Genomic DNA, 23,493 nt, shown 5'->3' with positions numbered 1-23,493 from the left:
TGAGGGAGCCGCCCATGGAGCCGTCGACCCCGTACGAACGCTCGCCGTCGATCCGGTACGGACGCTCGGCATCGACCCCATACGGACGCCCGCCGTCGACCCCGTACGAGCGCGCGGCATCGATCCCGTACGGACGTGTGCCGTCGACCCTGTACGTACGCCTGCTCGCCGCCCTGCTGCTGGTGCTGCTCGTCGCCCCTGAGGCGGCGGCCGACGACGGCCCCGGGGCGTCGGCGGGCTGGACGGTCCGGCCCGCGGGCGGCGGGAGCGGTGGGCGGGAGGCCAGGCCGTACGTCTACGGGGAGGCCACCCCCGCGACGGTGCTCCAGGACCGGCTCTCGGTGACCAACCCCGCCCGCACCCCGCTGACCGTACGGCTGCGGGGTGACGGCCCGGCCGGGGCGGGGCTGCGGTTCGCGGCGGAGACCGTCACCGTGCCGGCCAGGACCCGCGCCGACGTGCCGTTCGCGCTCTCCGTGCCGGGGGACGCGGCGCCGGGTGACCTCGCGGGGGAGATCGTGGCCGTCGGCGGGGGCGAGGAGAAGCGCGTACCGGTACGGGTGCGGGTCGGCGGCCCCACCCTGGCGGCGCTCACCGTGGAGGACGTCGAGGTGTCGGGCCGGACCATCCGGTACGCCCTGGTCAACCGGGGCAACGCGCCGCTGCGGCCGCGGCTGGCCGTGCGCGCGGACGGGGTGTTCGGCACGCTGCTGGACCGCCCGGCCCGGCCGCTGGACCTGGAGCTGGCCCCCGGCCGCCGGGTGGAGCTGACCGAACCCTGGCCCGACGCACCGGCGTTGGACTCCGTCACCGTACGGCTGCGGGCCGCCGCGGAGGGCGGGGCGCGGGACGAGGCGGCGGCCTCGGCGGCGTACGTCCCGGTGGGTCCGGCCGTCGGAGGCGGGCTCCTGCTGCTCGGCGTACTGGCGTTGCTCGGCACCGGCACGTACCGGCGGCGGCGAGCCGGACACGGGGTGACGACGACCGGCCCGGACGCAGATGCGGCCGCCACCACGGCCACCGGGCAGGACGGCACCACGGCCACCGGGCCGCAAGGCGCGCAACCGGCCCAGGAATCCAGCCCCTTGGCGAAGGCGGGAGCGGAATCGTGACGCAGCACCCCGGAAGCGGAGCCGGCAGCCGCGTACCCGCAACTCTCCTGCTCCTCCTCTCCGTTCTCCTGCTCCTGACCGCACCGGCCACCGCCCCGACGGCGCGGGCGGCCGAAAGCGACGGTCCCTCCGTCACCCTCTCCAAGAAGGAGGCGGGCAAGGGCGGTGAGATCACCGTCAAGGGCGGCGGCTGGCGCTCCGAGGCGCTGCTGATGCTGCTGATCTGCGGCCGGTCCACCCCGGAGCGGGGTGTGGTCGGCGGCACCAACTCCTGTGCCAACGCAGACGGCCGGGCCGTCACCACCGACAAGAAGGGCGCCTTCAGCAAGAAGCTGCCGGTGGCCGAACCGCCCGAGCCCTGCCCCTGCGTGGTGCACGTCGCCACGGTGACCGGTGAACAGGCCCTGTTCGACGCGGTGTTCACGGTGGCGGGTCACCCCACCGCCCCGCTGCCGCCCCCGGCCGACGAGGGGAGGCTCGCGGTGCTGGCCACCACCCGGCTCGAGGGCGAGAGTTCGCTGCTCACCTGGTTCGGGGCCCCGCCCGCACGGCAGTTGGTCTTCACCGTCGGCAACCTGGGGGCCGCGCCCGTGGAGGACCCGGTCTTCGAGATCGGCACGGCGCACGGCGTCTTCGCCCCGCAGTGGGAGGAACGCCAGTGGCGCGGCACGGTCGCCCCCGGGGGCAAGGCGCGGATCAAGCTGCCGGTCGAACTCTCCGCCGGCGCGCACGGCGACTACCAGGTCTCCCTTCGGTACGGGACGAAGGTGCTGGCCGAACAGCCGTGGGGGGTGGGCCGCCCGTGGGGCGTCACGCTCTTCTGGGTGCTGCTCTGCCTGGTCGTCCCGGCCGCCGTCTTCCGTATCGGCATGGCCGTCGTGGACAAGGTCCGCCCCCGCCCCGCCGGCACGGTGGCCCGCCACGCCCGCCGCACCCGGCCCGCGAGCACCGATACGGCCGCGCTGCCGTGGTTCACCCAGGACTCCGCACCGTCAGAGAACCGGCGTTCCGCACCGCCGGAGAACCGACCCCCACCCACGACGAAGGGACACGTGTGGACACGCAACGGAGGATGAGCGCGGCCGGTCTCGCGCTGATGCTCGGCGGCGCGGGCCTCGTGCTGGCCGCGAGCCCGGCGCAGGCCGCCGAGGTCAGTTACGCGACGGAGTGCGTTCCGCCGCCCATTTCGGGACTGCCGCCGGTCCAGGGCACCACGAAGGTGGAGCTGAGCGCTCCGGCCGAGGCGAAGGTCGGCGACGAGATCGAGGTCGTCTGGAAGACGGTCGAGGCCGCGTCCAGGAACCCGGACGTGCTGGACCTGGGCAAGGACACGGTGAAGCCGACCGGCACGGTCACGCTGGGCGGGGCGGCGAGCGGCGAGCTGAAGCTGGAGGGCCCCCGGCAGAACCCGCCCATCCCCAAGAACAGCCCCATGCCGCTGCCGGACATGACGGCCAAGCTGAAGCTGGAGGCGGCCGGGGAGATCACGCTGACCCCGGGGGCGTACACCATCAACGTCTCCAAGCCGATCTCCACGGACACCAAGTGCGCCCCGAAGGAGACGGTGCGGCCGGGCGCCACGATCAAGGTGACGGAAGCGGGCTCCACCAGCGGCGGCACCACATCCGGAGGCACGGACTCCGGCGGTACGGACTCCGGCGGTACGACGACGGGCGGCACCACGACCACCGGAGGCACCGACTCGGGCGGCACCACCGACGGCGGCACCACATCCGGAGGCGGTGACACCGGCGGCACCACAACCGGCGGCGGTGACACAGCAGGCACCACAGCAGGCGGCACCACCGGCGGAAGCGACTCAGGCGGCAGCAGCACCGGCGGCACCGGCGGCGACACCGACTTCCCCGGCAAGGAAGTCTCCGTCGCCTACGCCTGCAAGACCCCCATCGGCGACAAGAACGCCACCTCCCCGGTCCGGATCAGCGCCAGGAAGAACGGCGGCGCCTACGACCTCACGGTGAAGTTCAGCAAGTCCGTGATGGACAGCCCGATCGACATCCCGGCCGAACAGGTCAAGCCGTCCATGGAGGTCAAGCTCGGCGGGGCCGACAAGGGCACGGTCACGGTCGAGGGACCGCTCAACAAGGAGGTCATCAAGACCGGCGCCCCGATCGAGATCCCGGACCTCACCGGCACGTACAAGCCCGGCGCGAGCGGGAAGTCCACGCTCAGCCCGGGCGTCCTGACGGTGATGGCCGCCGGTACGACGACGACCTGCACCCCACCCGCCGATGTCGCGGTCTCCCTGGAGCTGGACACCTCCGCCCAGCCGGGCGGCGCGTCCGGAGGCACGGGCTCCGGCGGCTCCACGGCGGGCTCGGGCGGATCGGCGGCGTCCGGCGGCGGTACGGACTCGGGCGGCGGCCTGGCGGCCACCGGAGCCGAGGACGACGGCGCCCTGCGCGCGCTCGGCCTGGTCGCGGGCACGGCGATCCTGCTGGGCGGCGCGGTCTTCACGTTCACCCCGTGGCGCAGGCTGCGCTCCCCGCGCTGAGCCGGGACCGCGAGCGGGGGCGTCGCCGGAAAAGGAGGGGCCCTTCCGGCGACGCCCCCGCAGGCTCTGAGCTTGCTCAATTCACCTGCCCCGCCTTGCCTGTACAAGATCGGCAAGGCTAGGTTTCTCGGGTGTCTCTTCGCAGGAGCGAAGGGAATGATCCGAGTGCGGCGTTCTCCGGCGGGCTTGACCACCTGTTCGTGCCGCGCGCGTTGGGAAAAGGAACAGCATGAAGATGACCTGGGGGAAGAAGGCTGCGACGGGTGCGCTCGCGGGCCTGCTGATGACGTCCGGACTGGCGCTGGCCACCGCGGCACCGGCTCAGGCGGCCGCGGCGAAGTACACCTGCAAGGCAACGCCCAGCCTTTCGCTGGGGCGCCCGGTGTCGACGTCCGCCTGCACGAAGTCGTCCAAGGGGAAGACCGTCAAGCAGCACCGCGCCGTTCTCGTCTGCGACGTCGTGCGCGGGCGCGGTTCCGAGCACACCATTCCGTGGACGGTGAAGGGCGACTGGAAGAAGCCCACCGAGAAGTCCTCGGTGAAGTGCGGGTTCAGCAGCTTCCTGCGCAGCGTCAAGGTCGAGACCAAGTAGCGGTGCGGGCCGCCCGTCGGGCGGCCCGCCATCCACGCATACGGAACGGGTCCGCACGAACCTCTCGTGCGGACCCGTTCTGCGCGGCTGGGTGACCAACCGCCGTGCGGTTACCTGACGCCGCCCATGAGTGCGCGGATCTTCCGGCCCGCCACCATGAACGCGAGGCCCGCGGCGACCGCCACGGCGGCCTGCAACGTGTAGTACGCGGCGTCGCCCAGCGGCGCGTTGAGCTTCGTGGTCCAGCCGTTCAGGGCGTTGCCCGTCGACGTGGCCAGGAACCACAGACCCATGATCTGGCCCACGAACATCTTCGGAGCCAGCTTCGTGGACAGCGACAGGCCGACCGGGGAGAGGCACATCTCACCCATGGTCTGCGCCAGGTAGACGGCGAGCAGCCAGAAGACGGTGACCTTGCCGGTCTCGCTGTTGGCCGCGGCGGCGCCCGCCAGACCCATGATGCCGAAGGAGCCGCCGATGAGGAGCATCGCCAGGGCGAACTTCATCGGGGTGCTGGGCTCACGGTTGCGCTTGGCCAGCTTGACCCAGAGCGCGGCGAAGATCGGGGCCAGGATGATGACCATCGCGGGGTTGACCGACTGAAGCCAGGAGGCCGGGAACTCCCAGCCGCCGACGAAGCGGTCCGTCTTGTTGTCGGCGAAGATCGTCAGCAGCGAGCCGGACTGGTCGTAGATCATCCAGAAGAGGACGGCCGTGATGAAGAACCACACGTACGCCTTGATCTTCGGCCGGTCCTCGGCGGTCAGCGCCGGGTCGCGGAAGATCGTGATGAAGTAGATGATCGGCACGACGACGCCCAGCACCGCCAGGACGTTGACGATGTGCTCGATGCTGTACGTACCCAGCGCGAGGTCGATGACCAGCGCGGCGACCGCGAGGCCGGACCAGAGGCCCACCTTGCGCAGGACCTGCCGCCGCTCCTCCGGAGAGGCCGGCTTCGCGGGCAGCTTGCCGACGTCACCGAGGTGCTTGGCGCCAAGGACGTACTGGACGACCGCGAGGCTCATGCCGACACCGGCGACACCGAAGCCGAGGTGCCAGTTGACGTGCTCACCGAGGTAGCCGACGATCAGCGGCGCCGCGAGGCCACCGATGTTGATCGCCATGTAGAAGAGGGTGAATCCGGCGTCACGGCGGGCGCTGGCCTGGCCCTCGTAGAGTTCGCCCACCATCGCCGAGATGTTCGGCTTCAGCAGACCCGTACCGACCGCGATCAGCGCGAGGCCGAAGAAGAACGCGATGTCACTCGGGAGAGCAAGGGTGAAGTGGCCGAGCGCGATGACGATGCCACCGACCAGAACGGCCTTGCGGGCGCCCCAGAGACGGTCGGCGACCCAGCCGCCGGGCATCGCGGCCATGTAGACGACGGCGTTGTACACACCGTAGATGGAGGCGGCGAGCGCCTCCTTGCCCTCCAGGGGGCCGTCGAGTACGGCGGCCACGAGGTACAGGGTGAGGATGGCCCGCATCCCGTACCAGGAGAAGCGTTCCCACATCTCCGTCATGAAGAGGGTGGCCATACCGCGGGGGTGGCCGAAGAAGGTCTTCTCGCCGGAATTCGGCGAGTCCTTCGTCAGGCTGGACGCCATGGTCGATCCTTGCTGGTCGGGACGCGCTCGCCTCGTGAGCGGTGCGCGCCCGGTGGGGGGTAGCCGGCACCGGCGCGGCCGCACCCCATCCCCAACGCCTGAGGGGGACTCGCCCCGGGGCCGGGCTCCGGGGGCGGAGCGTTCGGCGGCGGGGCGGGGAAGTACCGCGTCGGGATCCACACCCGGTGCGCGTTCGCACGCTCCGGGCCCGGCTCACAGGTCATTCACTCAAGACGGGCCGGCGCGAACCGGCCCAACACACAGAAGAGACCCTTGGCGCTCATGGCGGCCCAAAGGTCCTTCAGTAGTGCAACAGGCGTCGGGACACCATACGACACGACACAGCGGGATATGGAAGGACTTGAGACATGGATCACAGGTAACCGTGGAACCAGGCTCCCATATTCAAAGGTCTGTGTCCTGATCACGTCGCTGACCCGCAGGCGTGGGCGAGGGCCTCACTCCCGACGTCCCGGCCGGACTACCATCAGTCCATGACCCGTGTACTGCTCGCCGAGGACGACGCATCCATCTCGGAGCCACTGGCCCGCGCACTGCGTCGGGAGGGTTACGAGGTCGAAGTCCGCCAGGACGGCCCGACGGCTCTGGACGCCGGACTCCAGGGCGGGATCGACCTCGTGGTCCTCGATCTGGGGCTGCCGGGGATGGACGGCCTCGAAGTCGCCCGCCGCCTCCGCGCCGACGGCCACGCCGTGCCGATCCTGGTGCTGACGGCCCGTGCCGACGAGGTCGACACGGTGGTCGGCCTGGACGCCGGCGCCGACGACTACGTCACCAAGCCCTTCCGCCTGGCCGAGCTCCTCGCCCGGGTCCGCGCCCTGCTCCGCCGCGGCGCCTCCGAGCCCGTCGCGCAGCCCGCCACCCACGGCGTCCGGATCGACGTCGAGTCGCACCGGGCCTGGATGGGCGAGGAGGAACTCCAGCTCACCGCCAAGGAGTTCGACCTGCTGCGGGTGCTGGTCCGGGACGCCGGCCGGGTCGTCACCCGCGACCAGCTGATGCGCGAGGTCTGGGACACCACCTGGTGGTCCTCCACCAAGACGCTGGACATGCACATCTCCTGGCTCCGCAAGAAGCTCGGCGACGACGCGGCCAATCCCCGTTACATCGCCACGGTCCGGGGCGTCGGCTTCCGGTTCGAGAAGAGCTGACGTACGAAGCACCCATGCCTCCGTTGCCTCCGTACGAAGCACCCGTGCCCCCTGACGGCGAACAGCTCGCCGAAGCAGCCCGACGACACGACCGGCAGCCGTGCGCCGCCGCCTGATCAACTCCACGCTCGCCGTGGTCCTCGTCGTCATCGCCGTCTTCGGCGTCTCCCTGGTCATCGTGGAGACGCGGACCATCAGCGCCAGCGCCCAGGAGAGCGTCGAGTCCGAGGCGCTGCGGCTGATCAGCGTGGTCGACAGCCGGCTGCTGGGCGACGAGGTGATCAGCTCCGGGGTGCTGTCGGAGCAGATCGGTGCCGACCGGTTCGCCCTGATCGAGATCCCGGGCCGGGCACCCATCGCCGTCGGGGAACGCCCCGGCGGCAGCGTCCTGCGCGCCACCGAGACCGGTGAGCGGGGCGAGAAGGTCACCGTCGAGGAGTCCCGCTCGGCCGTCACCCGTGAGGTCGGGCGCACACTGCTGATCATCGGCGCGGTGGCGCTGCTCGCGATCATCTCGGCCGTGCTCCTCGCCGTACGCCAGGCCAACCGGCTCGCCTCCCCGCTCACCGACCTCGCCGAGACCGCCGAACGCCTCGGCTCCGGCGACCCCCGCCCCCGCCACAAGCGGTACGGGGTGCCCGAGCTGGACCGGGTCGCCGACGTCCTGGACGCCTCCGCCGAGCGGATCGCCCGCATGCTGACCGCCGAGCGGCGCCTCGCCGCGGACGCCTCGCACCAGCTGCGTACGCCGCTCACCGCGCTCTCCATGCGGATCGAGGAGATCTCGGTGACCGACGACCCGGAGACGGTGAAGGAGGAGGCGAACATCGCCCTCACCCAGGTGGAGCGCCTCACCGACGTCGTGGAGCGGCTGCTGACCAACTCCCGGGACCCGAGGACCGGCTCCGCCGTCGTCTTCGACCTGGACGAGGTCATCAAGCAGCAGATCGAGGAGTGGCGCCCCGCCTACCGCTCCACCGGCCGCGCGCTGGTCTGCTCGGGCAAGCACGGCCTGCGGGCGGTCGGCACCCCGGGCGCGGTCGCCCAGGTCCTGGCGGCGCTGATCGAGAACTCCCTGATGCACGGCGGCGGCACCGTCGCCCTGCGCACCCGTGTCACCGGCAACCAGGTGGTCATCGAGGTCACCGACGAGGGCCCCGGCGTCCCGGCCGAGCTGGGGGCGCGGATCTTCGAGCGGACGATCAGCGGCCGCAACTCCACCGGGATCGGCCTGGCCGTCGCCCGGGACCTCGCGGAGGCGGACGGCGGCCGGCTCGAACTGCTCCAGCAGCACCCGGCGGTCTTCGCGCTCTTCCTCAGCCGCATCCCGCTGGACCGCAAGGACCCCGAACGCCCGGTGCGCTGAGCGGAGACTTACCGGAGGCGTCAGTTCCGTACGGGATCGGGCTCTACGGTCTCCGTCGACCGCCGCTGCTCCAGAAACCGTTCCGCACTGGGCACGGCCTCCTGCTCGGCCGGAGGCTGGACGGGGAGCGTCTTGAAGACCCAGGTCCGGTAGGACCAGAAGCGGAAGAGGGTCGCGAGCCCGATGCCGAGGATCTTGAAGACGTTGCTCTGGACCGGGGTGTTCCAGTCGAAGCCGTACGTCGCCAGATAGAGCACGCCGTTCTCGATCACCGCGCCCACCGCGCTGAACAGCAGGAAGAGCGTCAGCTCACGGGTCCGCCCGGTCTTGTCGCGGTCCCGGTAGGTCCAGTAGCGGTAGCCCACGTAGTTGAAGAGGACGGCGACGAAGGTCGCCAGCAGGCTCGCCCGGACGACCGGGAGGTCCGTGGTGTGCCGGATCAGGTTGAAGGCCGCCATATTGACCAGCAGGCCCAACGCGCCGACCACGCCGAACTTGGCGACCTCCCGGGCCAGCAGATCAAGCCGGGTCCGCAGTGCGCCCCGTTCGCTCATGGTGATCGCTACGTCCGTCCGTTCGATGGCGTCGACGGTTCCGTCAACTCCGCCATGCTAACCAGCCCTCCCGTGTGACGCCCCGGTGATGGCCGGGAGCCCGCCGAGGGCGGCACCCGGACGGCGTCCCGGCCGCCCCGGCGCGCCCGATACCCTGGGGGTGTGACGTTCCCGGTAGTCGGCATGGTCGGCGGCGGTCAGCTCGCCCGTATGACCCATGAGGCGGGTATCCCCCTCGGCCTGAAATTCAAGCTCCTCAGTGACACGCCCCAGGACTCGGCGGCCCAGGTGGTCAGCGAGGTCGTCATCGGCGACTATCGCGACCTGGAGGCGCTGCGCGCCTTCGCGCAGGGCTGCGACGTGATCACCTTCGACCACGAGCACGTGCCCACCGAGCACCTGCGGGCCCTGGAGGCGGACGGCATCCCCGTGCGCCCCGGCCCCGATGCCCTGGTGCACGCGCAGGACAAGGGGGTGATGCGCGCCAGGCTCGCGGAGATCGGCGCGCCCTGCCCCCGTAACCGCATCGTGAGCGACCCGGCCGACGCCGCCGCGTTCGCCGAGGAGGCCGGGGGCTTCCCCGTCATCCTCAAGACCGTGCGCGGCGGGTACGACGGCAAGGGCGTGTGGGTGGTCCGCTCCGAGGCGGACGCGGCCGACCCGTTCCGCGCCGGGGTCCCGGTCCTCGCGGAGGAGAAGGTCGACTTCGTACGGGAGCTGGCGGCCAACATCGTCCGCTCGCCGCACGGCCAGGCCGTCGCCTACCCGGTGGTCGAGTCCATCCAGGTCGACGGGGTCTGCGACACGGTGATCGCCCCGGCGCCCGGCCTGGCCGAGGAGCTGGCCGGCGAGGCCCAGCAGCTCGCGCTCCGCATCGCCGCCGAGCTGGGCGTCGTCGGCCACCTCGCGGTGGAGCTGTTCGAGACCCGCGACGGCCGCATCCTGGTCAACGAGCTGGCGATGCGCCCGCACAACTCGGGCCACTGGACCCAGGACGGCGCGATCACCTCCCAGTTCGCCAACCACGTACGGGCGGTCCTCGACCTCCCCCTCGGCGACCCGCGCCCGCGCGCCCCCTGGACGGTCATGTGCAACGTCCTGGGCGGCGACTACCCGGACATGTACCAGGCGTACCTGCACTGCATGGCCCGCGACCCGCAGCTCAAGATCCACATGTACGGAAAGGACGTGAAGCCCGGCCGCAAGGTCGGCCACGTCAACACCTACGGCGACGACCTGGCGGACGTGCGGGAGCGCGCCCGGCACGCGGCCGACTACCTGCGAGGAACGATCACCGAATGACTTCCCCCTCCGCATCGGCCGCACCCGTGATCGGCATCGTCATGGGCTCGGACTCCGACTGGCCCGTCATGGAGGCGGCGGCCAAGGCACTCGACGAGTTCGAGATCCCGTACGAGGTCGACGTCGTCTCCGCCCACCGCATGCCGCGCGAGATGATCGCGTACGGCGAGGAGGCGGCGGGCCGCGGTCTGCGGGCGATCATCGCGGGCGCGGGCGGAGCCGCCCACCTGCCCGGGATGCTGGCCTCGGTCACCCCGCTGCCGGTCATCGGGGTGCCGGTGCCGCTGAAGTACCTGGACGGCATGGACAGCCTGCTCTCCATCGTCCAGATGCCCGCCGGAATCCCCGTCGCCACCGTCTCGGTCGGCGGCGCGCGCAACGCGGGGCTGCTGGCCGCCCGCATCCTGGCCGCGCACGACCCGGCGCTCCAGGAGCGGATGGGCGAGTTCCTTTCGGAGCTGAACGCCCAGGCCACGGAGAAGGGCAAGCGGCTGCGGGCCAAGGTCCAGGGCTCCGACTCCTTCGGCTTCGGAAAGTAGGGCCCCGTGGACCACCTCGCCCGCGCCCACGAGCTGCTCGCCGCCCACCCGGTCGTCGACGGCCACAACGACCTCCCCTGGGCCCTGCGCGAGCAGGTCGGCTACGACCTGGACGCCCGGGACATCGCCGCCGACCAGCGCGGCCTGCTCCACACCGACCTGGCCCGGCTGCGGGCCGGCGGGGTCGGCGGCCAGTTCTGGTCCGTCTACGTGCGCACCGACCTGACCGGCGACGCGGCTGTCAGCGCCACGCTGGAGCAGATCGACATCGTCGCCGAGCTGATCGCCCGCTACCCGACCCACCTGCGGCGCGCGCTCACCGCCGACGACTTGGAGAAGGCCCGCGCCGAGGGCCGTATCGCCTCCCTGATGGGCGCCGAGGGCGGCCACTCCATCAACAACTCGCTGGGCACCCTGCGCGCCCTGCACGAGCTGGGCGTCCGTTACATGACGCTCACCCACAACGACAACATCGACTGGGCCGACAGCGCGACCGACCTGCCCCGCCTCGGCGGCCTCTCGGCCTTCGGCCACGAGGTCGTCCGCGAGATGAACCGCATCGGCATGCTGGTCGACCTCAGCCACGTGGCGGACGGCGTCATGCGCGACGCGATCGCCACCAGCACCGCGCCGGTGATCTTCTCGCACTCCTCGTCCCGGGCCGTCTGCGACCACCCGCGCAACATCCCCGACGACGTGCTGGCGGCGCTCCCGGCCAACGGCGGGGTCGCGATGGCGACGTTCGTCCCGAAGTTCGTGCTGCCCGCGGCCGTCGCCTGGACCCAGGCCGCCGACCGCAACATGCGCGAGCACGGCCTGCACCACCTGGACACCACCCCGCAGGCGATGCGCATCCACGAGGACTTCGAGGCGGCCCACCCCCGCCCCCAGGCCACCGTGGCGACCATCGCCGACCACCTCGACCACATGCGCGAGGTCGCGGGCGTCGACCACATCGGCATCGGCGGCGACTACGACGGCACGGCGTTCACCCCGAACGGCCTGGAGGACGTCTCCGGCTACCCGAACCTGATCGCCGAGCTCCTGCGGCGTAACTGGTCCGAGGGCGACCTCGCCAAGCTGACCTGGCGCAACGCGGTACGGGTGCTGCGCGACGCGGAAGCGGTGGCCCGCGACGAGCAGGCCACGCGCGGCCCGTCCCACGCGACGATCACGGAGCTGGACGGGCGGCGGATCCGCTAAGGGGCGGCGCTGAACGGTCCCCCCGGACCGAAGGCGTAGGCCCCGAAACGCTCGCCCATGCGGCGGTGGGCGGCCGCGTCCGGGTGGAGCCGGTCGGGCAGCGGCAGCTCGGCGAAGTCGGCCTCGCCGTACAGTTCGAGCCCGTCCAGGTAGTACAGCCCCGGGTCGTCGGCCGCCCGCTCCGCCACGATCCGGGCGAGTTCCTCCCGTACGACCCGAAGCGTCAGCTTCCCGAGGGCCACCTCCGAGGGGTCGCCCAACGCCGTGAACTGCACCTCCTCCTCGCTGAACTCCGGGGCGGCCGGGCCGGGGGTCTCCTCCTGCACGGGGCAGAGGATGGGCGAGATCACCAGCAGGGGCGTGGTCGGATGCCCCTCGCGGATGGTGTCGAGGAACCCGTGCACGGCCGGCCCGAAGGCGCGCAGCCGCATCAGGTCCCGGTTGACGAGGTTGATACCGATCTTGACGCTGATCAGGTCGGCCGGGGTGTCCCGCAGGGCGCGCGCGGTGTACGGATCGAGGAGCGCGCTGCCGCCCAGGCTCAGGTTGATCAGCTCCACACCCCCCACGGCGGCGGCCAGGGCGGGCCAGGCGGTGGCGGAGCTGTCGGCGGCGGACCCCTGGCTGATCGAACTGCCGTGGTGCAGCCACACCCGCCGCCCGCCGGGCTCCACGGCGGCGACGGGAGCGTCGGTGCGGAGCGCGATCAGCTCGGTGATCTCGGTGTACGGCAGCCAGATCTCGACGGTCTTCTCCCGCCCGGCCAGCCCCTCGAACCGGACGGTGCCGACCGGACCCGGGACCGTCTCCTGAGACCCGTCGCTCAGATCCACCGTCACCAGATCGCCCCCGCTCGCCGTGGCCCGCCCGGCCGGCTCCCCGTCGATGTGGAGGTCGTACGCGCCGTCCGGGCGGGGCGGGACACCCCGGTAGCCGATGACCGCGCGCTGCACGTCCACCTCGACGGCGGTGGCCCGGGTGCGGAAGACCAGCCGTACGCCGGAGGGCTGGGTCTCCGCCTGCGCCACCTGCTCGTCACCGCCGAACTGGGCCCGGGCGCGGGCGGGCAGCCGGTGGGGGAGGAGCGCACCGCGCGCGGTGCGCTCCACGTCGAGGGCGCCGCGCACGAGGTCGTCGGTGAGGGGGGTGGTGATCAAGCCGGGGGAGTCGTCCATGGTTGCAGCCTGTCCACGGGACGCGCGATCACCACGCGCTGCGGGCCACTTTCGCCTCGGCCTAGCAGGCGCAGAGACAGAAGGGGTGCCCGGCGGGGTCGGCGTAGACCCGGAAGGTCCGCTCCCGGTCCTCCGTGTCCAGCGGCCGGGCCCCCAGCGCCAGCACCTCCCGCTCCGCCGCGTCCAGGTCCTCCACGGTCAGGTCCAGATGGAACTGCTGGGAGCCGTCGGGCCGGGGCCACTGCGGCGCTACGAAACCGGGGGCGGCCTGGAACGCCAGCGGGGTCCCCGGGGCGTCGACGAGGTCGACCCAGCGGCCCCCGTCGTCCTTGACGGTGCCGCCGATGACGGCGGCGTAGAAGCGGGCGAGGGCGAGGGGGTCGGGGCAGTCCAGCACGACGGCGCCGAGTGTGGCGATGGGCATGACGCATACCTCCCGGTGATCGCCGCCCTGTTGCGGCATGGGACAACGCCTACCCCATCGCGGGCCGGGAGTGCGGGCACACCCGCTGCGGGAGTGGCGGCACATCCGGCGCGAGGAGCGCGGGCACAAACCCGCGCTCCTCGAACGGCGCCGCTCAGGCCTTCGGCGGTCCCTCCCGCGCTGGAGCGGCGGCGCTCAGGCCTGGGGCGGTCCCTCCCGCGCCGGAACTCCGCAGCTCAGGCCTTCGGCCGCCCCATCGCCCGGTACGTCCACCCGGCCTCGCGCCACACCGCACTGTCCAGGGCGTTCCGCCCGTCCAGGATGATCCGGCGGGACACCGCCTCGCCCAGCTCCGCCGGGTCCAGCTCGCGGAACTCGCGCCACTCCGTCAGGTGCAGCACCACGTCCGCGCCGCGCACGGCCTCCAGCGCGGAGTCGGCGTAACCGAGGGTCGGGAACAGGCGGCGGGCGTTCTCCATCCCCTTCGGGTCGAAGACGGTCACCTGGCCGCCCTGGAGGTGGATCTGCCCGGCGACGTTGAGCGCGGGGGAGTCGCGTACGTCGTCGGAGTCCGGCTTGAACGCGGCGCCCAGGACGCCCACCCGCGTACCGAGGAACGATCCGCCGCCCACAGCCTCCCGGGCCAGCTCCACCATGTGGCCGCGGCGGCGCATGTTGATGGAGTCGACCTCGCGGAGGAAGGTGAGGGCCTGGTCCGCGCCCAGCTCTCCGGCGCGCGCCATGAAGGCCCGGATGTCCTTGGGCAGGCAGCCGCCGCCGAAGCCGATCCCGGCCCGCAGGAACTTCTTCCCGATGCGCTCGTCGTGCCCGATGGCCTCGGCGAGCTTCACGACGTCCCCGTCGGCGGCCTCGCAGACCTCGGCCATGGCGTTGATGAAGGAGATCTTGGTGGCGAGGAAGGAGTTGGCGGAGGTCTTCACGAGTTCGGCGGTCGGGAAGTCCGTCACCACGAAGGGCGACCCGTCCGCGACCGGCGTGGCGTACACCTCGCGCAGCAGCTTCTCCGCCCGCTCGCTCTCCACACCGACGACGATCCGGTCGGGGTGCAGGGTGTCGTCGACGGCGAAGCCCTCGCGGAGGAACTCCGGGTTCCAGGCCAGCTCGGCATCCGCGCCCACCGGGGCCAGCTCGGCGAGGCGGGCGGCGAGGCGGGCGGCGGAGCCGACGGGGACGGTCGACTTGCCGACGACCAGGGCGGGCCGGGTGAGGTGGGGTGCGAGCGACTCGAAGGCGCTGTCGACGAAGCTCATGTCACAGGCGTACTCGCCGTGCTTCTGCGGGGTGTTCACACAGACGAAGTGCACATCGCCGAACGCCCCGACCTCCTCCCAGGAGGTGGTGAAGCGCAGCCGCCCGGTGGACCCTTCGATGCCGTCGACGTGCTTCCGCAGCATGTCCTCAAGGCCGGGCTCGTACATCGGCACGCGCCCGGCGGACAGCAGTTCGATCTTCTCCGGTACGACGTCGAGTCCGAGGACCTCGAACCCCAGCTCGGCCATGGCCGCGGCATGGGTGGCGCCGAGATAGCCGGTGCCGATCACAGTGATCCTGAGGGCCATGGGTGCTCCTGGGAGGTACGGACGGACGTGCGAACCGAGCATAGTCGCGGCGGATGCCCCCGCCTCTCCCCACCCGATGCGCCGCTTACCTCCCCTTTTGCCCGACCCCTGTCACGAAGCTCACGTGGCACTCACGTATGCCGTCCCGATGGTTCCGCACTAAAATTGAGTTACTTAACGGTAGTTAGCATCTGGGGAGTGAGCGTCTTGGCGGGTTCGACCGATTTCGACCTGTACCGTCCGGCCGAGGAGCACGACATGCTCCGCGAGACCATCCGTGCGCTCGCCGAGACGAAGATCGCCCCCTTCGCCGCCGCGGTGGACGAGGAGAGCCGCTTCCCGCAGGAGGCGCTGGACGCCCTGGTCGCCTCGGACCTGCACGCCGTCCACGTCCCGGAGGAGTACGGCGGCGCCGGGGCCGACGCGCTCGCCACGGTCATCGTGATCGAGGAGGTGGCCCGCGCCTGCGCCTCCTCCTCCCTGATCCCGGCGGTCAACAAGCTCGGCTCGCTCCCGGTGATCCTCTCCGGCTCCGAGGAGCTGAAGCGCAAGTATCTGGGCCCGCTGGCCAAGGGCGACGCGATGTTCTCGTACGCGCTCTCCGAGCCGGACGCGGGATCGGACGCGGCGGGCATGAAGACCAAGGCCGTACGCGACGGTGACTTCTGGGTCCTCAACGGCGTGAAGCGCTGGATCACCAACGCGGGCGTCTCCGAGTTCTACACGGTCATGGCGGTCACCGACCCGGCCAAGCGCTCCAAGGGCATCTCCGCCTTCGTGGTCGAGAAGTCCGACGAGGGTGTCTCCTTCGGCGCCCCGGAGAAGAAGCTCGGCATCAAGGGCTCCCCGACCCGCGAGGTCTACCTCGACAACGTCCGCATCCCCGCCGACCGCATGATCGGCGAGGAGGGCACGGGCTTCGCCACCGCGATGAAGACCCTGGACCACACCCGCATCACGATCGCGGCCCAGGCCCTCGGCATCGCCCAGGGCGCGCTGGACTACGCCAAGGGGTACGTCCAGGAGCGCAAGCAGTTCGGCAAGCCGATCGCGGACTTCCAGGGCATCCAGTTCATGCTCGCCGACATGGCGATGAAGCTGGAGGCGGCCCGCCAGCTCACCTACTCGGCCGCGGCCAAGTCCGAGCGCGTCGACGGCGACCTGACCTTCTTCGGCGCAGCGGCGAAGTGCTTCGCCTCGGACGTGGCCATGGAGGTCACCACCGACGCGGTCCAGCTCCTGGGCGGCTACGGCTACACGCGCGACTACCCGGTGGAGCGCATGATGCGCGACGCCAAGATCACCCAGATCTACGAGGGCACGAACCAGGTCCAGCGCATCGTGATGGCGCGCAACCTGCCGTAACGGCTTTCGCTGTCACCGCGGCCCCCGGCGCTTGGCGCCGGGGGCCGTTCGTATGAGTCATGTCAGTGGTCAGTGACAGCATCGAGGCATGACCGACATCGATGACCTCGTACAACGCGTCGCCGTCCGGGCCGCATCGGACAGCGGGGACCTTCCCGCGCCCGTCGACGATGCCCGGATCGCGAAGGCGGAGGCGCAACTGGGCTTTGCGCTGCATCCCCTGCTCGCGCGCCTGTACGGCGAGGTCGCCGACGGCGGTTTCGGCCCCGACTACCAACTGCTGCCCCTGTTCGGCCCGGGCTCCAGTGTCGTCGGCGAATACCTGGAGCGACGTCAGGCATCCGCCGGAGTTGAGCACCCCGAGTGGCCCGAAGGTGTCGTACCGATCCTGACCTGGGGCTGTGCCATGTACGCCGGCGTCGACTGTTTCAGCGAGGACGGTCAGGTCCTGCTCTTCGAGCCGAACCCGTACAGCGGCGGCTCGTGGGAGGAGTGCTGGTTCCTCGACGCCGCCGGTCTCGCGGCGTGGCTGGAGACATGGCTTGCGGGGACGGGCTGGTTCGAGGAGGACGCCTTCGAGAACGAGGACGTGGCCGAGCCTCAGCCGTGGGACCAGGCCGCAGACCGACTACTGTCCTCCGGCGCATAGCGAGCACCGACGCCTCGCCTCGACAGCGCGGGAGCCGCGATTCCGAGCCGTGACACGTCGCACCCGGCGGTGCGTCAGCGCACGACGTCGAACACGTTCTTCTGGATGCCGTTCGCGTACGCCTCGTACTCGACCAGCTTCAGCTTCTGGACGTCCTTGTCGCTCGTGCTGAACAGGCGTTTGCCCGCGCCGAGCAGGAGCGGGAAGACGAGCAGGTGGTAGCGGTCGATCAGGCCGGCGTCGGACAGGCTGCGGTTCAGGGCGGCGCTGCCGTGGATGATGATCGGGCCGCCCTCGGTCTCCTTGAGGGCGGCGACCTCGGCCGGTGAGCGCAGGATGGTGGTGTCGCCCCAGTCGGAGACCAGGTCGTCCTCCTTGAGCGTGGTGGAGACGACGTACTTCGGCATCACCTTGTATTGCGCGAACTCCTCCATTCCCGGCCACACCGCACTGAACGCCTCGTAGCTGTTCCGGCCCAGCATCAGCGCGGCCGCCTCCTCCTGCTCGCGGCCCTTGATCTCGTACGCCTCCGGGAGGAACTCCACGTCCTTGAAGGTCCACCCCGTGTTCCGGTAGCCGGGCTCGCCGCCGGGGGCTTCCACGACGCCGTCGAGGGAGACGAAGGCGGTGCTGATGAGAGTGCGCATCGGGGGCTCCTGGGGTTTCTCGTACGGGCGTCGCGCGGTGGGTGGCCTGTGGGGGCACCAACTCTTACGGACGTACTGACCGCGCACCCCGCCGAAACTCATCGGTCCCGCCAGGCCCATCCGTCCGGCCCCGCTCGGACCGCGGCCGGTACCCTCCCTCCCCATGACCGGGATGACCGAACTCGACAGGCTCACCGCCCTCTTCCGCGCCCTGGGAGCGGACGGCGACGCGGAGGACTGGGCCGAATCCGAGGCCGAGGAGGGGCTCCCGCAGCTCGCCCGCTACCGCTTCCTGCGGACGCTGTGGCAGGACGTCGACGCCTGGACCACGGAGGCGCCCCGCTGGGTGGCCGCCTATCGCAGCGACGGCGTCGCCGCCGGAGCCGTGGACCGCGCCCTCGCGGCCGGCCTCACCCCCGAGGACCTCGGCGAGCTGGCCCGGGAAGTGGCCCGGGAGACCGCGTTCGGGGTGTTGTACGCCCTGGCCGACCCGGCGGACGGGTCGCTGCCCGCCGACGTGGAGGAGCAGTTGCCGGGTTGGAGGCTGGCGGAGCTGGATCCGGCGGGAGAGCCGACGGGCCGTCACCTGGAAGCCCTGCATGAGGACTTCGCCGACCTCGAACCGAAGGGAATCGTGCCGTAGCCCCTGCTCCCCGGTGCGGCCGCTTGCCGTTGCGTATCCGCCGACCCGGCGACCGATATCTCCGTGGAGCGGGTGGACATCGTCATGGCCATGTACAGGGCTACGAACCACAGCAGGCCGCTGGGACCCGCGATCACGTTCACCAGGACGACCAGCCACAGACGTTCGACTTTCCTGCGGTAGGCGATCACGGACGGCGTGACGAGGATGACGAGTACCGCTGCGACAACAAGCAGTTCGAGGGGGCCTATGTTCGAAAGCACCTGATCACCCTAGTTGCGGACTCTCATATCGGCGCCGAGAGCCCTCTCGTCCGCCCTCGCTTTCGGCGGCCATCACCTCTGCGCCGAAGGCGGCTCGGTGTGTCCGTCACCGGCGCATCAGGGACACCGGCGGCGGCTGTGGTCATCGCTCGTCGTGCGCCCGCGAGTTGCGCCCACGCGCCGCCTTGTACGACTGCCTCCCCGTCCTGGCGGACGGACAGCCTGAGGAGCCCGTCGTTCGTGCACGGCCGACCTCAGGGAGCCGCCATGTTCCGGTACGCGTCCGCACCCCGTCTTCGCCTGGTAGCCGTCGCCGCGTGTCTGACCGCGACCGTAGTGGTGACCGCGCCCACCGCGGGCGCCACGCCTGCCGCCGTACAGGGCACCAAGTCCGTGCAGTTGCAGTGGGCCTCGGCATGGCCGGCCGATCCGCCGTTCCACAGCGGCGTCCTGACCGTCGGGGGCGTGTACACGTGCACCGAACCGGCCGGGACCAGCGTGGCCGTCTCCTTCAACGCCCTCCAGGTCGTGCCCCTGGCCATGCCCTCGGGCTCCGGCACCCTGCCCTGCGGGCCGGGGGTGATCGACGCGCCCTGGGAGCTGGTCGGCTTCCCCAATGCCGACGTGCACAGCGGCTGGACCAACGTCCTGCTCACCTTCGACGGGCAGGGCCTGCCTCCCCAGGAGTTCACCGCCTGAGACGTGGGTCCCGGCCGTGGGGAACCGCCGTGGGGGACCGGGGACTCGGGGCCGAACGTCCCGTACATGCTGATCGTCCTGGGGATACTCTTCGCCGTCGCGCCAGCCGACGTCTGGATGACGCTCGCCCGCACCCGCCCCATCGGCTTGGCGATCGGCGGGACGCTGTTCGCCGGAGCCGGTCTGCTGATCCGTGTCCAGCGCGGCTGGATCGAAGCCCCCAGCCCCGACGCCCATCTCCTGTCCACAGTTCTCGCGCCCCTGCTCATCGCCTGCGGAGTGGGACTGGAAGGACGGCACGGGAGCCCTCCGCCCCCGCGATGGGACCTACCGCCGCAACGGAGCGATCGGCTTCCCGGGGACCCAGTTCGCCCTCACCCTCGCGGCCGGCCTGTCCGGAGATCATCCGCGAACTGGGCCTCCAGTAGGAGAGCTGCCGCGCCAGTGGCTGGCTGCTCGGCTGTCGAGACGTCTGTGTCGGAGCCAGGGACAGCGGCAAGAACGTCATCGTCTACGCCACCTGGGGATGCTGAGAGGCTGCGCGACAGAAGGACTGCCGCATGAGCTTCTGTGACACGTCGAATGCCCCCTACGTCACCTGGGCGCGCTTGATGACCCACGTCAAGGCCAGCCAGGGAGTGCAGGCAGAGGCGAGAGCCAGGAGCCAGCCCGCCGAGGTGGACGTCCGGAAGAACGCGCCGGGCAGCAGGAGGAGCACCCCCAGGCAGAGCACCAGCGTCGCCACTCCGTGGACGTCACCGCGGAATCCCCGGGCAGCGTGGACCTCGGCCCGGTCGTAGAGCCCGTAGCCGAACACGGCCACCATCAAGGCCACCGTCCAGATCCAGAGCAGCGCGGCGCCGCTGTCGAAGAAGCCGGAGTCGTGATACCGCCCGCCGAGCCCGGGCCGGCCGGGGGCGTACATGACGGTCACCGTGTTCCCCTCGCTCGGCACTCCGAGGGTCCTCGCGCCCCGGACGGTGGTTCGGCGGGAGCCGTCGTCGAACGGGAGGGTCACGATGACGTCAGCCGCGTACTCATCGACGTCGTTCACGCTCACGCCGGTCGGCCGTGGCTCGCTCACCATCCTCTCGATGGGAACCTCGTGTACGACCCCTCCGGCCGCGTACACCTCCGAAACCCAACGACCCTTCTCACCGTCCGGGCCGACCGCCTGGACCAGCGCCGCGCCGCTCGCCAACGGGAGCAGGACGGCGAGCAGGACGGGCAGGCTGCGGGAGGGAGGTCGTCGCGCCGGCCGTACGGGCTTGTCCAGGTCGACCCCGCCCACACGCCGTGAGCGCACGGAGACCGCCATCCACATCAGCGCGCACAACAGCGAGCAGCCGAACAGCGCGAGCCGCAGATCCCGTGATTCCGCTCGCGGCGGCAACGGCAGGATGCCCACGATCAGGGTGACGCTCACGGCCGCCACCATCAGAATTCCGGTCACCCGCGTACTCACCGACGACACTCGCGACGATCCTGTGCGCAAGATCCCACGCCCCTTCCCCCGAGCCTCCGCGTGGCCAGTACCCGTCGGCCTCGGACGCCCCCGCGCCCGGTGGGCCGAGCGTAACCCCGGCCTGACACCTCGACGACGGCAACTCCTAGGCCGCCGCCTCCATCGGCTCGCTCCGGCAGCCCCGGCACTGGCCCGGTTCCCTGGAGCGGAACGCGCGGTCGCAGCCGTCGCAGTTCTGGAGCGGGATCACGAGCGTGCGGCGGGCCGGGGCCAGCTCCTCCGTGCCGGGGAGAGGCGGCGGCAGGAGCACGGTGAGGCGGTGCCTGACGATCTTCGCCGGGTACTTGGGCGGCTGCGGGAGGTCGGTAGTCAGCGCGTGGCGGATCGCGTCGGGGTTCGCTTCGCGCTCCAGCCAGGCGGCCACGCCGGGGATCAGCTCCTCGACGTCCGCCTCGGAGAGCACCAGCTCCTTCGCATGTCGCCGCAGGTCGGCGAGGATCGCGGCAGCGGTCTGTCGCAGCTCCGGGGTCAGCTCGTGGGGCTGGGGGAGCGGTCGGCGTGGCGGCTTGGGTGCGGTGGGCGGTGGTACGCGGACCGGGGGACGGGATTCCGCCGGTACGGGTGCTTGCGATTCCTCCGGTACGGAGGTGGCTTCGCGCTCAGGCGGAGGCGCGGGCGCCTCTTCCGGTGCCGCGGGAGGCGCCTCCGGAACCGCGGCCTCCGACACCTCCGCACCCTTCGGGACCGGCGGCACCACCACCGTCCCGGCCCGTCCCACCGCTCCCGGCTGGTTGCAGAACACCGTGCGGGTGACCATCCGGCCGTTCGCCAGCCTCACCCGGGTCCGGCGCAGGTAGCCGTGAGCCTCCAGCTCGCGCAGAGCGGCGGCGATTCTCGTCTCGCCTTCGGTGAACCGGGAGGCAAGCGCCTTGATGCCGACCAGGGATCCGGCGGGCAGCGACTGGATGTGGACGCCGACGCCGATCGCGGTGAGCGACAACTCGGCGTGCTGCGCGAGGTGGTTGCCGACGATCGTGAACCGGCCGGTGTGCGGGATCGCGATGTGGAGCACGCCGGAGGACGGGAGGGGCCCGGGAAGTCCTGCCAGGGCGCGGGTGAGGGCGATATCGTGCTGGGTAGCCATGGGGAAGCGTTCTCTTCCTTGGTGGTCAGGTCCTCGCTCGGGATTGCCGTCCCGGCGGGGGCCGTCTCAATGTCTGGGGTTTGGATCAGCGTGAGCATATGCCTGCCAACCCATCCAAAATCCAGCCCAGTTGGCGAATCTCACCCGTGTGGGTGACCAGCCACTCCCGCAGGTGACCACCGGGATCGGGTGGGGTGGGGTTGGGTTATTTCTCTTGGTTCTTTACGTAGTTGATGTCGCGGCCCACCGGGTCGCGGTCGGCCACGATCCGGTGGTGCCGTACCGGATCGTGACGCGCAACGACCCGGCCTGAGCTGCGATTCCGGGTGGCCGCCCCGCGCCCAGCCCTGCGGCAACTGCACGCCCGTACGCCCTTTCTGGCGGAAACCCAGACACCGGCAACCCCCTTGGGCACACTGAGTGCATGGACGATCACCCGGGGAAGTCGCCGGACCACCTCACCATCAACGTCACGCACCGGGACGACCCGGTCTTCGAGGTCACCCAGGCGGATGCGTTCGCCTCGGTGCGGAAGTATCCGAACGTCGTGGTCCGGGGGCCGTTGTTCGGGCTCGCCGCGCAGGCGCCCGGGGAGCGGCCGCGCTGGCGGCTGCTGGGTGAACTCGACACCGGATTCCCGCAGATGGCCCGGGACGAGCTGAACTCGCACCTCTGGTTCAGGGCGAAGGACCACACCGAGGACCGGGCCGTGCGGCGGTCGTTGCTGAAGGCCGTGGCCCGGCTGGAGAAGGAGCCGGTCAACGAGGTGACGGCGGACGGGGTCCGCTACCGCGTCGTGCGGGCCGACGAGTTCGCCCGGATCGGTGACGGGCGTCTGGAGCCGCCCCGGGCCACGGACCCGGACGAGGACAGCTGGGACCTGGACGCGCCCGACCCCTCCCGCACCAAGGACTTCGTGGTCGACCACGCGGCCGCCGTCGGGCTGGCCGAGGGGATCGACCGGGCCGGGCTGCTCCAGCTCTCCTACACCGCCGACCGCTTCCCCGATGACGTACGGGCCGATTCTCAAAGGGCGTTGACCACCCACCCGGGCGTCGTGCTCCTCCCGACGACGTTCCGGGTGGTGGAGCGCAAGGAGCTGTCCTGGTCGATGGTGACCGGGCAGTACGCGACCCCGCAGGGCGCCCGGCGCGCTCTCGTCCACCACCTCACCCGGCCTGTGCCGAAGCTCCCGGACCTGCCGGACCTGCCGGAGCTGCCCGCGTGGATGAAGGTGGACGAGGAGGAGCAGGCGATCCACGACCGGGCCGCGAAGAAGTTCATGGCGCGCCGGAGGGCCAACGAACTCGTGGTGCGGGGGCGCCGTTACGAGGTCGTGCGGGTGGAGCGCGTGATGCGCATCGGTCCCGACGGGCCGGAGAAGCCGCGCCCGTCCGACACGGACGACTACGGCCCCTCCCAGATCCATCCCCTCATGGACGAGGAAGGGAACATCACCTACAGCTCGTAGCCC

The 23,493-nt window shown here is 71.2% G+C and carries 22 protein-coding genes; 14 read left to right on the top strand and 8 right to left on the bottom strand.

Annotation, left to right across the window (positions count from 1 at the left end):
- The first annotated feature begins 14 nt into the window (after positions 1–14).
- The 4 genes from GTY67_RS11985 to GTY67_RS11970 all read left to right on the top strand — a co-directional run bounded on the left by GTY67_RS11985 (position 15) and on the right by GTY67_RS11970 (position 4,219).
- Complete coding sequence (locus GTY67_RS11985; RefSeq protein WP_237502594.1) at positions 15–1,112, top strand: LEA type 2 family protein; 1,098 nt, start codon at positions 15–17, stop codon at positions 1,110–1,112.
- A complete protein-coding gene (locus GTY67_RS11980) occupies positions 1,109–2,188 on the top strand; it encodes a hypothetical protein (RefSeq protein WP_161278639.1) in 1,080 nt (359 codons plus the stop codon). The genes GTY67_RS11985 and GTY67_RS11980 overlap by 4 nt, the downstream gene beginning before the upstream one ends.
- Positions 2,185–3,627, top strand: coding sequence for a hypothetical protein (locus tag GTY67_RS11975; RefSeq protein ID WP_161278638.1), 1,443 nt, complete (start codon positions 2,185–2,187; stop codon positions 3,625–3,627). The genes GTY67_RS11980 and GTY67_RS11975 overlap by 4 nt, the downstream gene beginning before the upstream one ends.
- Before the next feature lie 229 nt (positions 3,628–3,856).
- A complete protein-coding gene (locus GTY67_RS11970) occupies positions 3,857–4,219 on the top strand; it encodes a hypothetical protein (protein ID WP_093692675.1) in 363 nt (120 codons plus the stop codon).
- 110 nt (positions 4,220–4,329) lie between these two features.
- Here GTY67_RS11970 and GTY67_RS11965 read toward each other — a convergent pair whose 3' ends face one another.
- Positions 4,330–5,829 (bottom strand): peptide MFS transporter, encoded by a 1,500-nt coding sequence (locus GTY67_RS11965; protein ID WP_161278637.1) that lies wholly within the window; start codon positions 5,827–5,829, stop codon positions 4,330–4,332.
- A gap of 494 nt (positions 5,830–6,323) precedes the next feature.
- Here GTY67_RS11965 and GTY67_RS11960 point away from each other — a divergent pair, with 494 nt between their 5' ends.
- The gene (locus tag GTY67_RS11960; protein WP_093692673.1) at positions 6,324–7,001 is read left to right on the top strand and encodes a response regulator transcription factor; all 678 of its coding nucleotides are present in this window, start codon (positions 6,324–6,326) and stop codon (positions 6,999–7,001) included.
- 100 nt (positions 7,002–7,101) lie between these two features.
- Positions 7,102–8,367, top strand: coding sequence for an ATP-binding protein (locus tag GTY67_RS11955; protein WP_093692672.1), 1,266 nt, complete (start codon positions 7,102–7,104; stop codon positions 8,365–8,367).
- 20 nt (positions 8,368–8,387) lie between these two features.
- Here the strand turns inward: GTY67_RS11955 and GTY67_RS11950 are convergent, their stop codons facing one another.
- Positions 8,388–8,921 carry a GtrA family protein gene (locus GTY67_RS11950; protein ID WP_093692671.1) on the bottom strand — a complete coding sequence of 178 codons (534 nt, stop codon included), beginning with the start codon at positions 8,919–8,921 and terminating at the stop codon, positions 8,388–8,390.
- A 162-nt stretch (positions 8,922–9,083) separates the two neighbouring features.
- On the opposite strand from GTY67_RS11950, the gene GTY67_RS11945 reads away from it, so the two are divergent.
- Genes GTY67_RS11945 through GTY67_RS11935 form a run of 3 tightly spaced genes read left to right on the top strand, consistent with a single transcriptional unit; the run spans position 9,084 to position 11,965 of the window.
- The gene (locus tag GTY67_RS11945) at positions 9,084–10,223 is read left to right on the top strand and encodes a 5-(carboxyamino)imidazole ribonucleotide synthase (protein ID WP_161278636.1); all 1,140 of its coding nucleotides are present in this window, start codon (positions 9,084–9,086) and stop codon (positions 10,221–10,223) included.
- Entirely contained in the window at positions 10,220–10,762 is a 543-nt protein-coding gene (gene purE / locus GTY67_RS11940) for a 5-(carboxyamino)imidazole ribonucleotide mutase (RefSeq protein ID WP_161278635.1), read from the top strand. Before GTY67_RS11945 ends, purE begins: the two co-directional genes overlap by 4 nt.
- 6 nt (positions 10,763–10,768) lie before the next feature.
- Positions 10,769–11,965 carry a dipeptidase gene (locus tag GTY67_RS11935; protein WP_093692668.1) on the top strand — a complete coding sequence of 399 codons (1,197 nt, stop codon included), beginning with the start codon at positions 10,769–10,771 and terminating at the stop codon, positions 11,963–11,965.
- Here GTY67_RS11935 and GTY67_RS11930 read toward each other — a convergent pair.
- From GTY67_RS11930 to GTY67_RS11920, 3 genes are all read right to left on the bottom strand, one after another.
- On the bottom strand, positions 11,962–13,140 hold the full coding sequence (locus GTY67_RS11930; protein ID WP_161278634.1) for a GDSL-type esterase/lipase family protein: 1,179 nt from the start codon (positions 13,138–13,140) through the stop codon (positions 11,962–11,964). The two genes, GTY67_RS11935 and GTY67_RS11930, sit on opposite strands and share 4 nt — an antisense overlap.
- A gap of 61 nt (positions 13,141–13,201) precedes the next feature.
- Positions 13,202–13,564: a VOC family protein gene (locus tag GTY67_RS11925; RefSeq protein ID WP_093692666.1), complete on the bottom strand. Its 363-nt coding sequence runs from the start codon at positions 13,562–13,564 to the stop codon at positions 13,202–13,204.
- Between the two features lie 236 nt (positions 13,565–13,800).
- Positions 13,801–15,144 (bottom strand): UDP-glucose/GDP-mannose dehydrogenase family protein, encoded by a 1,344-nt coding sequence (locus GTY67_RS11920; protein ID WP_161278633.1) that lies wholly within the window; start codon positions 15,142–15,144, stop codon positions 13,801–13,803.
- A gap of 207 nt (positions 15,145–15,351) precedes the next feature.
- On the opposite strand from GTY67_RS11920, the gene GTY67_RS11915 reads away from it, so the two are divergent.
- Positions 15,352–16,509, top strand: coding sequence for an acyl-CoA dehydrogenase (locus tag GTY67_RS11915; RefSeq protein WP_093692664.1), 1,158 nt, complete (start codon positions 15,352–15,354; stop codon positions 16,507–16,509).
- Between the two features lie 88 nt (positions 16,510–16,597).
- On the top strand, positions 16,598–17,158 hold the full coding sequence (locus tag GTY67_RS11910) for an SMI1/KNR4 family protein (protein ID WP_161278632.1): 561 nt from the start codon (positions 16,598–16,600) through the stop codon (positions 17,156–17,158).
- Positions 17,159–17,232: 74 nt separating this feature from the next.
- On the opposite strand, the gene GTY67_RS11905 is transcribed toward GTY67_RS11910, so the two are convergent.
- The gene (locus GTY67_RS11905) at positions 17,233–17,805 is read right to left on the bottom strand and encodes a dihydrofolate reductase family protein (RefSeq protein WP_093692662.1); all 573 of its coding nucleotides are present in this window, start codon (positions 17,803–17,805) and stop codon (positions 17,233–17,235) included.
- Between the two features lie 172 nt (positions 17,806–17,977).
- Here GTY67_RS11905 and GTY67_RS11900 point away from each other — a divergent pair, with 172 nt between their 5' ends.
- Together GTY67_RS11900 and GTY67_RS11890 are read left to right on the top strand one after the other, a co-directional pair.
- Positions 17,978–18,448, top strand: a complete 471-nt coding sequence (locus GTY67_RS11900) for a hypothetical protein (protein ID WP_161280046.1) — start codon at positions 17,978–17,980, stop codon at positions 18,446–18,448.
- Between the two features lie 530 nt (positions 18,449–18,978).
- Positions 18,979–19,410, top strand: a complete 432-nt coding sequence (locus GTY67_RS11890) for a hypothetical protein (protein WP_161278631.1) — start codon at positions 18,979–18,981, stop codon at positions 19,408–19,410.
- A 589-nt stretch (positions 19,411–19,999) separates the two neighbouring features.
- On the opposite strand, the gene GTY67_RS11885 is transcribed toward GTY67_RS11890, so the two are convergent.
- The gene (locus GTY67_RS11885) at positions 20,000–20,863 is read right to left on the bottom strand and encodes a hypothetical protein (RefSeq protein WP_161278630.1); all 864 of its coding nucleotides are present in this window, start codon (positions 20,861–20,863) and stop codon (positions 20,000–20,002) included.
- Positions 20,864–21,020: 157 nt separating this feature from the next.
- Positions 21,021–22,019 (bottom strand): hypothetical protein, encoded by a 999-nt coding sequence (locus tag GTY67_RS11880; protein ID WP_161278629.1) that lies wholly within the window; start codon positions 22,017–22,019, stop codon positions 21,021–21,023.
- 424 nt (positions 22,020–22,443) lie between these two features.
- On the opposite strand from GTY67_RS11880, the gene GTY67_RS11875 reads away from it, so the two are divergent.
- Positions 22,444–23,490: a DUF5954 family protein gene (locus GTY67_RS11875; RefSeq protein WP_161278628.1), complete on the top strand. Its 1,047-nt coding sequence runs from the start codon at positions 22,444–22,446 to the stop codon at positions 23,488–23,490.
- The last annotated feature ends 3 nt before the right edge of the window (positions 23,491–23,493 follow it).

The sequence above is a fragment of the Streptomyces sp. SID8374 genome (assembly GCF_009865135.1).
Classification (GTDB): domain Bacteria; phylum Actinomycetota; class Actinomycetes; order Streptomycetales; family Streptomycetaceae; genus Streptomyces.
The sequence above is the reverse complement of the archived record's forward strand: the minus strand, read 5'-3'. Positions and strand labels throughout refer to the sequence as shown.